The organism is Acidimicrobiales bacterium (assembly GCA_041394265.1).
GTDB lineage: Bacteria > Actinomycetota > Acidimicrobiia > Acidimicrobiales > SZUA-35 > JBBQUN01.
Genome location: JAWKIO010000005.1, coordinates 1,360,174 through 1,373,739 on the forward strand (window position 1 = coordinate 1,360,174; position 13,566 = coordinate 1,373,739).

At 66.3% G+C, this 13,566-nt stretch carries 15 protein-coding genes; 7 read left to right on the top strand and 8 right to left on the bottom strand.

Annotated features, from left to right (window positions below):
• Positions 1-103: 103 nt before the first annotated feature.
• Positions 104-1,177, bottom strand: coding sequence for a zinc-binding dehydrogenase (locus R2733_06535; protein MEZ5376157.1), 1,074 nt, complete (start codon positions 1,175-1,177; stop codon positions 104-106).
• A 174-nt stretch (positions 1,178-1,351) separates the two neighbouring features.
• Here R2733_06535 and mftD point away from each other — a divergent pair, with 174 nt between their 5' ends.
• The 3 genes from mftD to R2733_06550 are packed head-to-tail and all read left to right on the top strand — an operon-like array spanning position 1,352 to position 3,993.
• Positions 1,352-2,524 (top strand): pre-mycofactocin synthase MftD, encoded by a 1,173-nt coding sequence (gene mftD / locus R2733_06540; protein MEZ5376158.1) that lies wholly within the window; start codon positions 1,352-1,354, stop codon positions 2,522-2,524.
• A gap of 37 nt (positions 2,525-2,561) precedes the next feature.
• Positions 2,562-2,903: a metallopeptidase family protein gene (locus R2733_06545; GenBank protein ID MEZ5376159.1), complete on the top strand. Its 342-nt coding sequence runs from the start codon at positions 2,562-2,564 to the stop codon at positions 2,901-2,903.
• Positions 2,904-2,928: 25 nt separating this feature from the next.
• Positions 2,929-3,993: an FAD-dependent oxidoreductase gene (locus R2733_06550; protein ID MEZ5376160.1), complete on the top strand. Its 1,065-nt coding sequence runs from the start codon at positions 2,929-2,931 to the stop codon at positions 3,991-3,993.
• Between the two features lie 30 nt (positions 3,994-4,023).
• Here R2733_06550 and R2733_06555 read toward each other — a convergent pair whose 3' ends face one another.
• Together R2733_06555 and R2733_06560 are read right to left on the bottom strand one after the other, a co-directional pair.
• Complete coding sequence (locus R2733_06555; GenBank protein MEZ5376161.1) at positions 4,024-5,349, bottom strand: acyl-CoA dehydrogenase; 1,326 nt, start codon at positions 5,347-5,349, stop codon at positions 4,024-4,026.
• 271 nt (positions 5,350-5,620) lie between these two features.
• Positions 5,621-6,316 carry an alpha/beta fold hydrolase gene (locus R2733_06560; protein MEZ5376162.1) on the bottom strand — a complete coding sequence of 232 codons (696 nt, stop codon included), beginning with the start codon at positions 6,314-6,316 and terminating at the stop codon, positions 5,621-5,623.
• Between the two features lie 271 nt (positions 6,317-6,587).
• Here R2733_06560 and R2733_06565 point away from each other — a divergent pair, with 271 nt between their 5' ends.
• Complete coding sequence (locus R2733_06565) at positions 6,588-7,442, top strand: alpha/beta fold hydrolase (GenBank protein MEZ5376163.1); 855 nt, start codon at positions 6,588-6,590, stop codon at positions 7,440-7,442.
• 5 nt (positions 7,443-7,447) lie between these two features.
• Here R2733_06565 and R2733_06570 read toward each other — a convergent pair whose 3' ends face one another.
• Entirely contained in the window at positions 7,448-8,191 is a 744-nt protein-coding gene (locus R2733_06570; protein MEZ5376164.1) for a DinB family protein, read from the bottom strand.
• A 55-nt stretch (positions 8,192-8,246) separates the two neighbouring features.
• Between R2733_06570 and R2733_06575 the strand changes: the two genes are divergently transcribed.
• Positions 8,247-9,341, top strand: coding sequence for a hypothetical protein (locus tag R2733_06575; protein MEZ5376165.1), 1,095 nt, complete (start codon positions 8,247-8,249; stop codon positions 9,339-9,341).
• 97 nt (positions 9,342-9,438) lie between these two features.
• On the opposite strand, the gene R2733_06580 is transcribed toward R2733_06575, so the two are convergent.
• Complete coding sequence (locus tag R2733_06580) at positions 9,439-10,356, bottom strand: DUF6544 family protein (GenBank protein ID MEZ5376166.1); 918 nt, start codon at positions 10,354-10,356, stop codon at positions 9,439-9,441.
• A gap of 183 nt (positions 10,357-10,539) precedes the next feature.
• Here R2733_06580 and R2733_06585 point away from each other — a divergent pair, with 183 nt between their 5' ends.
• Together R2733_06585 and R2733_06590 are read left to right on the top strand one after the other, a co-directional pair.
• The gene (locus R2733_06585) at positions 10,540-11,211 is read left to right on the top strand and encodes a phosphoribosylanthranilate isomerase (protein MEZ5376167.1); all 672 of its coding nucleotides are present in this window, start codon (positions 10,540-10,542) and stop codon (positions 11,209-11,211) included.
• Positions 11,208-11,669: a GNAT family N-acetyltransferase gene (locus tag R2733_06590; protein MEZ5376168.1), complete on the top strand. Its 462-nt coding sequence runs from the start codon at positions 11,208-11,210 to the stop codon at positions 11,667-11,669. Before R2733_06585 ends, R2733_06590 begins: the two co-directional genes overlap by 4 nt.
• Before the next feature lie 65 nt (positions 11,670-11,734).
• Here R2733_06590 and R2733_06595 read toward each other — a convergent pair whose 3' ends face one another.
• The 3 genes from R2733_06595 to R2733_06605 form a co-directional block, all read right to left on the bottom strand.
• The gene (locus R2733_06595; GenBank protein ID MEZ5376169.1) at positions 11,735-12,328 is read right to left on the bottom strand and encodes a methyltransferase domain-containing protein; all 594 of its coding nucleotides are present in this window, start codon (positions 12,326-12,328) and stop codon (positions 11,735-11,737) included.
• 36 nt (positions 12,329-12,364) lie between these two features.
• A complete protein-coding gene (locus R2733_06600; protein MEZ5376170.1) occupies positions 12,365-12,742 on the bottom strand; it encodes a VOC family protein in 378 nt (125 codons plus the stop codon).
• Positions 12,743-12,823: 81 nt separating this feature from the next.
• Positions 12,824-13,564 (bottom strand): AraC family transcriptional regulator, encoded by a 741-nt coding sequence (locus R2733_06605; protein MEZ5376171.1) that lies wholly within the window; start codon positions 13,562-13,564, stop codon positions 12,824-12,826.
• Positions 13,565-13,566: the final 2 nt, after the last annotated feature.

Below are 13,566 nucleotides of genomic sequence, written 5' to 3' on the forward strand. Positions count from 1 at the left end.
CAGTCCCGGCCCAGCCTCGCGCCACGCCGATCGATCCCCGTCGACCGCCGAGTCTTTCACCACCGACGCCAGGCCACCAGCTGACGACACGACCGCTACGGGTTCAGCTCGGCCAGTCGATGACGGTGCGACCGGCGCCGTGATGGCCACCGCAGAGCACACCGTGCATGCCCTCGATGTCGACGTGATCGCCGATCAGGGCGCCGAGGTCGAGCTGTCCGGTTTCGGCGAGACGGACGAACAGCGGGATGTCGCGATGCATCGATGACGAGCCGTACATCACCCCGACGATCCGCTTTGCGTTGCGCACCAGCTCGACCATCGGGATCGGGTTGTGGTCACCGGCAACGGGGACCCCGATCACGACCAGGTCGCCGCCCTTGCGGACCAGCGGCCATGCCGCCTCGAGCGTCGTCGGTCGACCGACGCAGTCGAATGCGGTGTCGACGCCGCGTCCGGCGGTCAGTGCGCCGATCGTGTCGGCAGCAGCGGCGCCCGACTCGAAGACATGCGTCGCGCCGACAGTCAACGCTGCGGCACGTGCTGCCTCGGAGGGATCGATGGCGACGATCGCGCCGGCGTTGCGGATCCGTGCCCCTTGGATCGCCGCCAGTCCGATGCCTCCGGCGCCAATGACGGCGACCGTCTGGCCAGGTTGCAGATCGGCAGTGTTCAGGGCGGCGCCCGTGCCGGTCAGTACGGCACAGCCCACCACCGACAGCTGGTCGGCGGGAAGGTCGGTGTCGACGGCGACGGCGGCTGCCTCGTCGACGACCATCGTCTCGGCAAAGGTCCCGAGACCGGAGACACCGTGCACGGCCGTGCCATCGGCGGCAACGAAGGACGGTTTGCGGGTCGCCCTCGACCGTTCACACAGGTAGGGCTGCGCCCTCGAGCAGTAGAAGCAGGTGCCGCAGGACGGTATGGCCGACAGGATGACCCGTTGGCCGACCGACAACCGTGTGGTCGCCGACCCGACCGCTTCCACGACACCAACACCCTCGTGCCCCAGCACGATCGGACGCTCACCGGGGATATCGCCCGACAAGACCGAGGCGTCGGTGTGGCACAGTCCGCTCGCCTCCAGACGCACCCGAACGTCTCGAGCTCCCATCGGACGCGGCTCGAGGTCTTCGATCGCGATCTGGTCGATTGCCGAGCTCATCAAGGTCTTCACGATCGGGGACGGTACCGGACCGTGTGAGCAGCACGCCTGGGCTGCGAGGAAAAGCCCGCCTCGGCCGGGCCGAGTTTCGATCCACCAGCTGTCTGGTGTCTACTGATAGCCAACGAGCTGGGCTGACCTGCTCGACCCGACCTCCGCGAATTCCCCCTCCCCACCGAAAGCATCATGAGCAACCCCTGGTTCGAGACCGTCGCCGAAGCCCAACGTCGCGCCAAGCGCCGCCTCCCCCGTTCGGTGTACAGCGCCCTCCTTGCCGGATCCGAACGTGGCATCACGGTGTCCGACAACGTCGACGCCTTCGCCGAGCTCGGCTTCGCCCCGCACGTGGCCGGCAACTCGCCCACCCGCGACCTTGCCACCATCATCATGGGGCAACCGATCTCGATGCCCGTGATCATCTCCCCCACCGGCGTGCAGGCGGTCCACCCCGACGGCGAGGTCGCCGTCGCTCGGGCCGCCGCGGCTCGGGGCACGGCGATGGGACTGAGCTCGTTCGCGTCCAAGCCGATCGAGGAGGTCATCGAGGCCAACCCGCAGTTGTTCTTCCAGGTCTACTGGTGCGGGTCGCGTGACGACATCGCTGTTCGGCTCGATCGGGCCCGCAACGCTGGCGCCGTCGGCCTGATCCTCACCCTCGACTGGTCGTTCTCCCATCATCGCGATTGGGGCAGCCCGGCCATTCCCGAACACATCGACCTGAAGACCGCCATCAAGTTCGGACCCGAGACGGTGATCCGGCCGCAGTGGCTGCTCGAGTGGGCGCGTCGGCGCGAGCTGCCGGACCTGACCGTGCCCAACATGACCCTGCCCGGTCAAGCGACGCCCGGTTTCTTCGCGGCGTATGGCGAGTGGATGGGCACACCTCCGCCCACGTGGGACGACGTCGCCTGGATCGTGAAGGAGTGGGGCGGGCCGCTGATGCTGAAGGGCATCACCCGAGTTGACGACGCCCGGTCGGCCGCCGACGCCGGTGTCGCCGCCATCTCGGTGTCGACCCACGGCGGCAACAATCTCGACGGCACCCCCGGAGCCATCCGAATGCTGCCGTCCATCGTCGACGCAGTCGGCGACGACATCGAGGTCGTGTTCGACAGCGGCATCCGCCGCGGGAGCGACGTGGTCAAGGCGTTGGCGCTCGGCGCTCGGGCCGTGATGATCGGTCGCGCCTACCTATGGGGCCTCGCCGCCAACGGCCAGGCCGGTGTCGAGAACGTCCTCGACATCATGCGAAGCGGGATCGATTCGACACTCCTTGCCCTGTGCAAGTCGAGCGTGAGTGAGCTGAGCCGCGACGACCTCGTCATCCCCGACGACTTCACCCGTACGCTCGGCGCCTGATCGGGCGTCCGGTACCACCGACACGGCGACCACCGCGATGCAGCCGATCCCCGAATCGAGCTTCGAGGCCCTCGTGGTCGACGCCATCGACGGGCTCCCCGACGAGGTGCTCGATCTGCTCGACAACGTCGCCATCCTGATCGACGACGAGCATCCGGAGGACCTGCTGGGCCTGTATCGGGGTGTTCCCCGGACCGAGCGCGACGACTACGGCTTCATGGAACTGCCCGACACCGTCACCCTGTACCGGCTCGCGTTGTGCGACATGTGCGCCGACCTCGACGAGCTGCGCCACGAGGTTCGAGTCACCGTGGTTCACGAACTGGCCCACCACCTGGGCATCGACGACGATCGGCTCGACGAACTCGGCTGGGCCTGACGCAGCCCACCGATAGAGTCGGCGCATGGCGCACATCGCAATCATCGGCGGCGGCTTGTCGGGTTTGACGGCTGCCCTGAGGTTGGCCGAGCGGCATCAGGTGACGGTCTTCGAGGCGTCGGATCGGCTCGGTGGACAGATCTGGACCGATCGCACCGACGGCTTCGTCATCGAGCGGGGAGCCGAGGGGTTCGTGGCCCGCAGTGCCGCCGTGCCCGCACTCGCCGATGCCGTCGGCATGGCCGATGAGCTCATCGAGCAGTCCCAGGTCACGTCCTACGGCTACGACGGCTCGCTCCAGGCATTGGCGCCCGGCGAGGCGGCCCGGTTCCTCGGCTTCCAGGTGCCGGCGGGCGATCTGGGCAAGGGCATCCGAACCTTCCGCGATGGCATGGGCAGTCTGATCGATGCCCTGGGTCACCGCGTCGGTGACAACGCCACGATCCATCTCGACACGACGGTCGACGGCGTCGACGCATCCGCCGATGGCGTCCGCCTCCGCGTGGGCGATGGTGGCGTCGACGCCGACGCCGCCATCGTCGCCACCACCTCGGCGGCCGCCGGGCGACTCCTGCACCCCGTCCTCGGCGACTCGAGCCATCCGCTTGCCGCCGCCCCGATGCTGAGCAGCGTCACCGTCGAGCTCGGCTACGACCGCGGATCGGTGCCCCATCCGCTCGACGGCACCGGGATCGTGGTGGCCGAGGGTCTCCAAGAACACGGCATGCGGGCGTGCGCGTTCACCAGTGCCAAGTTCGCCGGCCGAGCTCCCGACACCAGCGCCGCCATCCGAGTCTTCTTCCGACCGGACCCCGACGACCTCGGCGGGCTCGACGACGCCGGCTGGCAAGCGCGCGGCGAGGCCGCGCTCAGCCGGTTGCTCGGGATCACCGACGCACCGCGACGAACGTGGATCACTCGCTGGGCCGACGCCCTCCCGGTGTTCAACGAGACGTTCCGCTCCGACGTGGCGGCACTCGAGGAAACGCTGTCGGCGTCGCACATCGCGCTCGCCGGCGCAGCGTTCCACGGACCGGGGATCGACGCCGCGATCAGATCCGGCGAGCAGGCTGCCGCTCGCTGGGCCTGACCCCGGCCACGACGATCAAGGCATCGTGGGTCAGTCGAGCCAGCTTGCCGGGCCGCCCCGCTGCACGCTGTTGAAACGGGACCCGAACGACGGCGTCTCGAACATCTTGTTGTCCCCGCCGTAGCCGAACAGGTACTGACCGACCCGACGCATCTGCATCTCCTCGCTCCCTTCGGTGATCCGGTAGCGGCGATGGTGGCGGAAGATGTGCTCGAACGGCATGTGGCGGCTGTAGCCGATGCCGCCGTGCACCTGGATCGCGCGGTCGGCGGCCTCACCGACGAGACGGTTGGCCCGATAGTTGCACATGGCCACCTTGTCGCTGATCTCGGTGGCGTCGTCGATCTGGTCGAGCTGCCACGCCGTCTTGCGGATCAGCTCGCGCAGCATCGCCGCCTCGGTGTGCAGCTCGATCAGGGGCCACTGGATCGCCTGATTGGCTGACAGCGGGCGGTTGTGGATCTGCCGCTCCCGGGCGTACTTGACGGCCTCGTTGATGCAGTACTGCGCCGCACCCAGCGACGATGCTGCCTGGCGGATGCGGTTCTCGTGCACGAAGAGCTGGGCGGTCGCCAAACCCAATCCCTCGGGGCCGAGCAGGTCGGCGTCCTTGACCCGGACATCGGTCAGTGTGACCTCGGCGTGGTCCGTCGGCATGTTGTAGGTCCACCACATGAACTCGACCTTGAAGCCCGGGGTGTCGGTCGGGACGATGAAGTTCGAGATGCCGTTGGCCTCGCCGGGCTCGCCGGAGGTGCGGGCGAACACGTAGTCGTGGGTGGCGGCGTGCATACCGGTGTTCCACCGCTTCGCACCGTTGATCACCCATTCGTCGCCGTCTCGGTACGCCGTGGTCTGCATCCGCGTGGCGTCGGTGCCAGCCATCGGCTCGGTCAGGCCGAAGCCAATCCGTGCCTCGCCGGCCAGCATCTTGGGGATCCAGTACTCCTGCTGCGCTTCCGATCCGTACTTCTCCATCATCAGCACCGTCGGGAAGTTGCCGACGACCGACGACTCGTTCTGCAGATCGTTGTGCAGTCCGAGACCCTTGGTCGCCAGGTGTTCCCGGATGATCGCCATGCCCAGGTTCGAGCCGTCTTGTCCGCCGAAGCGTTCGGGAAGGTGATAGCGAAGGAACCCGGCGGCGTCGGCTCGACGCCGCATCTCGCGCAGGAGCTGTTCCCACTCCTCGTTGGGCCACCCGTCGCGATCCCAGTCGGTGCGGCTGTCTTCTCGACGATGGTCGAAGAAGCGAATGTTGTCGTTCTCTCGCTCGAGCGGCTTGATCTCGTCCTCGATGAACTGATCGAGTCGGTCGAGGAGGTCTTGGATGTCAGCAGGTATGTCGAAGTCCACGAGCGGACCCTAGATCGCTCGCATCGTCCGTACCGATTCCGCCAATCAGTTCCAGTCGCTAGAGAGCCAGACGCCAGTCGTGGCGTCGTCGATCGAGAAGATCTCGACGTGCAGCCAGTCGCCACCCGCCGGTGGCGCATCTGCCATGCCAACTGTCGAGCCTGAAGCCCATTCGTGCGAACTGTCCACACTGAAGCCCGATTCTGAGCTCCAGTGCGGACAGTTCGTAGGGTTGGGCTCGAAACGGGACAGTTCGCCGGCGGATGATCACCTACAGGGTTGCGACGAACGCTGCGATGATGGCCGACACGCCCGTGGCGTCACTCATGGTTTCTGCGTGTCCCGCCCAATCTCGCTCCACGAAGGCGACACCTTTGTCGACCAGTTCACTTCTGAGGGAGTCGGCGAACACCTCGCCTGAGCCGAAGTAGACGAGGCGCGGCACGTCCGATGCCCCGAGTCCCTCACTTGGATTCTCGTCGGGCCATCGGCCGAGCGCCTGTAGCGCCGCTCCGTTGGCCTTCGGGTCGTTCACCTCCTCGAACCGACGCATCAGCTCGGCAGGGAGCGGCACCGGGTACGTGTCCCAATAGCCAGCCCAGTCGCCCGCCAGGAGCGACTCCAACCCATCGTCGAGCGATGCGATGTCGTCACGGGCCCTGCCCAAGGGAGCTGCCCCAATGATGGCGCCAGAAAGCCGCTCCGGAGCGAGGTCGACCATGTGGGCCGCGATCATGCCGCCGCGAGAGAAGCCGACCAGCGGAGCACGGTCGATGCCCTCGGCATCGAGTACCGCAGTCACGTGGCGAACCACCTTCTCGATCATGTAGTCCGATGGGTTGTGGCTCATCTCAGTCTTCCCGTGCCCGAGCGGGTCGATCATGATCAACCGATACGACCCAAGCTCCTCGGGGTAGCCGTACATGATCCAGGCGACCGAGCTGCTCTGGAACCCCGGCAGCAGCACGATCGGCTCACCTGAGCCCCTCACACTGTAGGAAATCGAACCCTCTGGAGTCTCAACCGCTTCGTCCATACCTGTTCCCCCTCTGTGCAGGACTGTGCCTCGACGGAACGAGTGAACTGTCGGACGCGGACCCGTTGCCGTCGACACTAGTCGCCCTTCTCGGCCTGGGGCCGCTGTGATCAGACGCTCACGCTTTGCATGTCCATGTCCATCTGCGGGGACCTCGCTCGTCGGGTACACATCAGATCCGACGCGACACCACGGAGTCCTCATGTCCGAGCAGCCCGCCCGCAAACACAAGACGTTCGATCTGCCCGCCGGGCAGATGCACTACCTCGACATCGGCACCGGTTCCCCAGTGGTCTTCGTCCACGGCAACCCCTCCAGCTCCGCCGAGTTCGTCCCGGCGATCGCCGAGCTGTCATCGTCGCATCGCTGCATCGCTGTCGACCATCTCGGCTTCGGACACTCGGACAAGCCGACCGACTGGGACTACCTGCCGGCGCACCACGCCGACAACCTTGCTGCGCTACTGGACGCGCTCGATCTCCGCGACGTCACGATGGTGGTCGGTGACTGGGGAGGCCCGATCGGGCTGTCGTGGGTGCTCGACCATCCCGAACGGGTGACCGGGCTCGTCATCACGAACACCTGGTTGTGGTCGGTCCGGCGGTCGGCGTACTACCGAGGCTTCAGCTGGTTCATGGGTGGCCCCATCGGACGAGCCCTCACCACCCGGTTCAACTTCTTCGCTGCGCAGGTCCCGAAACGAGCTTGGGGCACGCGGACACCATGGAGTGCCACGATCGCTGCAGAGTTCACCGGCGTCCACACCCGCCCGAACGAGCGACGTGGCATGTGGGTCTTCCCTCGCGAGATCATCGGCTCGTCCGACTGGCTGGCGTCACTGTGGGATCGACGAGCGAACCTCCGCGGGATCGAGACCGTCCTGTTGTGGGGCATGATGGACATCGCCTTCCGAGCCGACATCCTGAAGATCTGGCAGGAGGCATTGCCAGCCGCTCGGGTGGAGCATCTGGACGACGTCGGCCACTTTCCCGCACTCGAGGCGACCGACCGACTGGTGGCTGCGGTCCGTTCGGTCGGGGAATCTCGCCGGGATTGAACAAGTCAGTCGGAGACCGTTGCCAGCACGGCGAGGTCTCGTCGGATGTAGCGAAGGTGCGCCCACTCCTCTTCGAGGATCACCCGGAGGCAGTCGCCGACGGTGGGCCGCCAGTCGTCGCCACCCCACGGGTTGGCTCGCTCCTCGGCAAGGAGCTCCGGTGTGACGTCAGCGAGGAAGTCGGTGACCATCTGCTGACGTTCCGCCCGCACGGCGAGGATCTCGGCGAACGTGGGCACGTCCGTCCGGAAGATCGACACGTCGAAGCCCATCTCCGCAGCGCCGCTGAAGATCTGACCGATCTCGTGGAAGGGCTGCTCGATCGCCAAGACCCCGCCACGGAGCCAGGCGTCGGTTGCCAGCACCAGATGGCGCAGGGTCTGCGCCAGCGACCACTCGTCGTCGACCTGAGCATCGATGAGTTCGGCAGGCCTGCTTGCCACCGTCACGTCCCACGCCGCCTGCACCGCAACCCAGCCGTCCCGCAGTCCCTCGGGGGTCTGCGACTTCTGGAGCTCGCGGCCGGGGAACTGCCGGTTGAGCTCGGCCTCGACCAGCGGGACCACGTCGACGCCGTTCACGATGAGCGTGCCGAACATCAAGTCATGACTGTCGATGTCGAGACCGCTCACATCGACACTTCGCATCGTCACCCCGCTCACATCACACGAGCGAAAGGTGGCGCCCTTGAAGCTGACCCTGTCCAACGTTGCACCCTCGAAGTCGGTGCCTGCGGTGTTGTTCGTCATCCCGGCATTCTGCACTGTCGACCGGAGGCTGGCCTGCTCCGCTACCGTCGCGCCGATGCCCGCTGCACTGAAGGACTCGGTCGACGCAACGGTCGTCGACGATCTGGCACAGCGCTTCGCAGCGGTCGACCCACACTTCGACGCCGACGGGTTCCGTGACCGGACGACACCGCAACTCGAGAGCCTGGAGCTGAAGGCACGCATCGAGGCGATCGCTCGCGAGTTGTGGCGGTCGCTCGGCGAGCGAGATGCCGCCGCGTCCCTGTCGGCGGTGGTCGAGGTCGCTCGTTGCGAGCCCGCCGTCGAGGGATGGGCGGCGTGGCCACTGGCGGCCGTCATCGAGCTCTTCGGGTTGTCGTGTCCGGTCGACGCGCTCGCTGCGATGGAGCACGTCACGAAGCGGATGAGTTGCGAGTTCGCCGTTCGACCCTTCCTGAGGGACCACTTCGACGCGACCTACGCACAGCTGCTCACCTTCACCGAGCACGACGACGACCGAGTGCGACGACTGCCGTCGGAGGGAACCCGACCACGGCTTCCATGGGGCGCAAGCGTGCAACAACTGCTCGACGACCCGGGCCCCGGGCTCGCGCTTCTCGACCGCCTCCGCCACGATCCGTCCGAGACGGTCCGCCGCTCGGTGGCGAACCATTTGAACGACGTCGCCAAGGCACATCCGGAACTCGTCATCGACACGCTGTCCACGTGGGTCACTGAGCCGCAGACCGATCGGCGGATGGTCGCTCACGCCCTTCGGACGCTCGTGAAGCAGGGTGTCCCGGGTGCACTTGCCCTTTTGGGTTTCGACACCGACCCTCAGGTAGTGGTCGAGCACTTCGACGTCGCACCGGCGAGCGTCGGGATGGGGGAACACATCAACCTTTCTGCCACGATCCGCTCGACCAGCGAGGTGGCTCAGCGACTCGTCGTCGACTTCGTGGTGCACCACGTGACGGCATCAGGTGCAACCTCGGCGAAGGTGTTCAAGTGGAGCACGATCGATCTCGATCCCAACGCAGAGCGCCGCCTCACCAAGCGCCGCCTCATCCAACAGGCCAGCACTCGGACCTACCGAGCCGGCACCCACCGAGTCGAACTGCAGATCGCCGGACACGTCCTCGCCGAAGCATCGTTCGACGTCGTGGTCTGAGCCAGTCTCGGCGGCGAGATCAGCAACGAGGGGTAGCGACAGACGGGGCCTCACCGAAGTGAGACCCCGTCCAGCGTGTAGGTGAACTGCGTTCGGTTCAGTCGAGCTGATAGTCGGTGAGCGAGGCCTCGAGGAAGGGATAGGTGATGCCTCCGGCTGCCCGAGCCACCTGGAACGTATGGGGGATCTGCACGCCGTCGATCGACCGGTAGTCACTGACGCCGAAGTGCTCGCCAGACCCGTGGTACGAGGTCGTCAGGTCGCCGTCGGTCTCGGCATCGACCGAGGTGATGCGCCCATCAGCCCCGAAGGTGAACAACAACGAGGCCTCTTCGCCATGGGCGGCGATGGTGGCCCGGGCATGGTCGTCGTCGACGGCCTCCCAGGTGACCTGGCCGCCCGGAAGCAGCGACGTCGGGTAGAGCGGCGACATCAGCAACCAGCGCTGGAGCGACGTGCGATTCAGCTCCGGCGTTTCACGTTCGTTGACCACGGTGATCGTCGATTCGATCTTGGCCTTCATCTCCATCTCTCCCTCGACGTAGGCGTCGTAGGCGACGGCGAAGAGCCCGGGGACCATCGTGGTCGTCGCCGAGAAGACCAGGGCCGGCTCGTTGGCGGCAACGATCTGCGACCCGCTCACGGAGTTGAAGCCTTCGGTGAGCGGACGACGGAAATCGCCCTCGAACCCGAAGCTCACCGTCATCGGCTCGATCGCGCTCGGATCATCGAAGGTCGCCTCGATCCATCGAGCCACCGGCTCGGGCACCTCTGCTCCGGTGTCGTAGACCACGGGACCCGCCGACTCGGCGACGGCGACAACTCGGTCCTCGTGGGCTGCAATGTCGGCCATGGTGGAGGCATACGAGTAGGCCACCACGCCGCCGAGTGTCGCAACAACAGCGGCGAGGGCCATACCGGACCGAGCCAGCGCGCTGCGCTTCTTCTTCGCCGCCGAACCGGCCTTCGTGGGATCGATCCCGGTTGCGGTGGGGCGGCTGAGGGTCGTGGTCATCTCGGTCTCTCCTGTTCGTTGCCGGTCCGTGCGGTCCGGCTCGTGGAGATCACTTTGCGGGATGACGATGTCGGCGGTCGTCAGCCGAACGTCGCTTCGACGTCGTCCGATGGTCGCAACGTCTTGGCGCTCCGGGTCGTAATCAAGCGACCGCAAAGGACCCTGCCATGTACGGTCGACCGGGTGTTCGTGAAGATCTGCGGCATCACTCGTCCCGCCGACGCTGTTGCCGCGGCACGCGTTGGCGCCGACGCCATCGGCCTCAACTTCGTCCCTGCGTCCTCCCGCCGCATCGACCACGACACGGCTCGTGCGATCATCGAGGCGACGCCCGACCATGTACAGACCGTGGGGGTCTACCGGAGGCACTCCACCGCCGAGATCATCGAATCGGTCGAGCGTCACGGCCTCGACGCCGCCCAACTCCACGACGCCACACCCGAGCAGGTCGCCGCCGTCGCCGCTGCGGTCCCTCGGACGATCCTGGCGCTCGATGCCCGGCGGCTCGGCTCACTCGACTTCGCAGTCAACGCGGCAGACATCATCATGCTCGATGGCCCCGACCCTGGCAGTGGGACCAGCTTCGACTGGACCAAGGTCGGCGCGCTCACCTCCGACCACCGGATCCTCTTGGCCGGCGGGCTACGACCGGAGAACGTCGCCGACGCCATTCGCCTGGTCCGTCCCTGGGGCGTCGACGTCGCCACCGGTGTCGAAGTCTCGCCGGGCGAGAAGGATCACGACGTCGTCGCCCGATTCATCACCGCAGCACGGGACGCTGGTAGCGACGCGAGCAACTCTAGAGAAAACGAGCGCACCGGGAAACGGCGCTCATCCGAGGGTCCATCGGCATGACGTACCCGATCAGAACAGAACGACTGGCGATGCGACCGGTCCGCCGAGTCGATGTCGACACCGTCTTCGCCGTGAACAGCCATCCGCCGACCGTGGCTGACGTGTCGTGGGGCCACTCGAGCCGTGAAGACAGTGAGCGCTGGGTGGAACGGCGAATCGAGGACGAGCCGCATCTCGGCTTCAGCATGTGGGCAGTGGAACTCGTAGCGACGACGCCCATCATCGGATTCTGCGGCTTCTTCGCCGGCGATCGAGCGGGGCGTCTGGAGCTCGGCTACGTGGTGTATTCCGACCACTGGAACCACGGCTATGCCACCGAGGCCGCTTCCGCTGCGCTCGCCACTGCATGGCGGGCTGGCTACGCCGTCTATGCAACGATCCGGTCGACGAACGACCGGTCGATCGCCGCATCGGTCTGCTCCACTCAGGCAACATCGAGGACGACCGGGGAACCCTGACGGTGTGGAGCTCGACCTGGTAGGACAAGATCAGGGATCAGAGCTGCAAGCACGCCTACGGCCGGTCACCCTTCGCCCGGTTTGTCGGCCCGCAGCAGCAAGAACCATGGTCGATCCAGGTCCTCGGCGAGCTCGGGACGAGCTTCGATCGCCGCAGCAGTTGGTCCCCATTCGACGAGCTGCTCGACGGTGAGCCCGACGGCAACAAGGGTGTTCACATACGTGGCGATCGTCCGGTGCTGTTTGATGACGCCGTCGACGAACCATGTTCGTGTCCGCTCCCCCTCGACGAGATAGTTGTCGAGCGGCCAGACGCGATCGCCGCCGTCAGTCGTCACGAACGACTGGTTGGTCGGGGCGCTGTAGATCGGGTGTTCGACGGAGAACACCAGCGATCCTCCAGGCCGCATTGCCCCGGCTATCTGTGCGATCAGCCGGTCGAGGTCGCGAACGTAGTGCGGAGCGAGCGAGCTGAAGACGTGGTCGGCCGAGTTCGCCTCGAGTTCGAGCAGATCGAGATCCTCCCGCCGGTACACGCCTCCGGGCTCGGCATCGTGTCGACGCCCAGCAACCCGGTGTAGAACCGTATCGTCGACTCCCAATCGTCGACGTGGATCACGACATGATCGAGTGCGGCCACGACGACCAGCGTTCCACACACCCGACCCTGGCGCACGAGGTCGGCGTTGCCCGGCTCACGCCGCCACGGAATGGAGCCCGACCAGGTTGCCCTCGGTGTCGGCGACGATCGACACGAATCCGTGATCCCCGATCGCGAACTTCGGGCGCACGACCGAACCGCCGGCCGCAGCGACTCGGGCTTCTTCGACTGCACAGTCGTCGCACGCAAAGTAGACCATCGAGCCTCCGGGGCCAGGTTGTGCGTACGCCAGCTTGACCAGCGCGCCGCCTGCGCCGTGGGAGATGAAGTCGTCGCCGAACGCCCGCATCCGGGCGGTGGAGTCGTTCGGGTCGTTCATGGTCGTCAGGGTCGTGTCGAGCACGGTCTCGTAGAACTTCTGAGCCCGTTCCATGTCGTCGACGTAGATGTCGAACCAGCCGATCTTTCGCATGGGTGTTGTCCCTTCGTTGGTGAAGGCGGTGTGCCTTCTCGGACAACTCAAGCGCATGCGGCGGGTGAAGGATTGTAGATCTCAGACATCGAAGGTCTTCGAGAACCGGCCCGGCGTGTACCCGGTGACATGTCGGAACGAGTGGGTGAAGTGCGACTGGTCGGTGAAGAGCAGGAGGTAGTCGCGACGGAACGACTGTTGGATCCGCAACACCTTCAGCAGGTCGTGCGGCGCAAAGCCGGTGGTTGCCTTCAGTGTCCGTTGGAGCTGGCGGGGCGAGAGGGCGGCAACCGCCGCCATGTCCGCCACGCTCGTGATCTCGTCCAGCCGAGTGAGGATGGCCGCGGTCACCGGGTTCGAGGCAACCAAGCCGTCGGCGACGAGCGACCCGACGAAGTCGGCGAACAGCGTCGTCTTCGAGTCGAACTCGAGCTCGGCAGCCGCTGTCCCCACCGAGACCAACGCCAGGTCGCCGCCATACGGTTCACCGACGTAGTGGTCGACGGTCGCTTCAGGGTCGCCGCGCCAGACGCCGGGGAAGAACTGGATGCCGGCGTAGTGGAACGACCGGCCCAGCGGGAGGGTGGTGGGGGTGGTGTAGAGCTGGGTCACCCCGGCGATCCGGGGGTCGACCTGGTCGAACAACAGGTTGACGCAGGCGTCGGGCATGGCGTGGAGCGTGAAGTCCTCCGCCAGCTCTCGCTCGGTGCGCAACTCCCAGAAGCAGTGCACGAGGTCGGCAAGCGCCGCCGGCGGCGCCGCCTCGCGGTAGACAACCGAGTCGACAGACTTGGCCACACCGTCTTTCACCGGGTCGTACATGA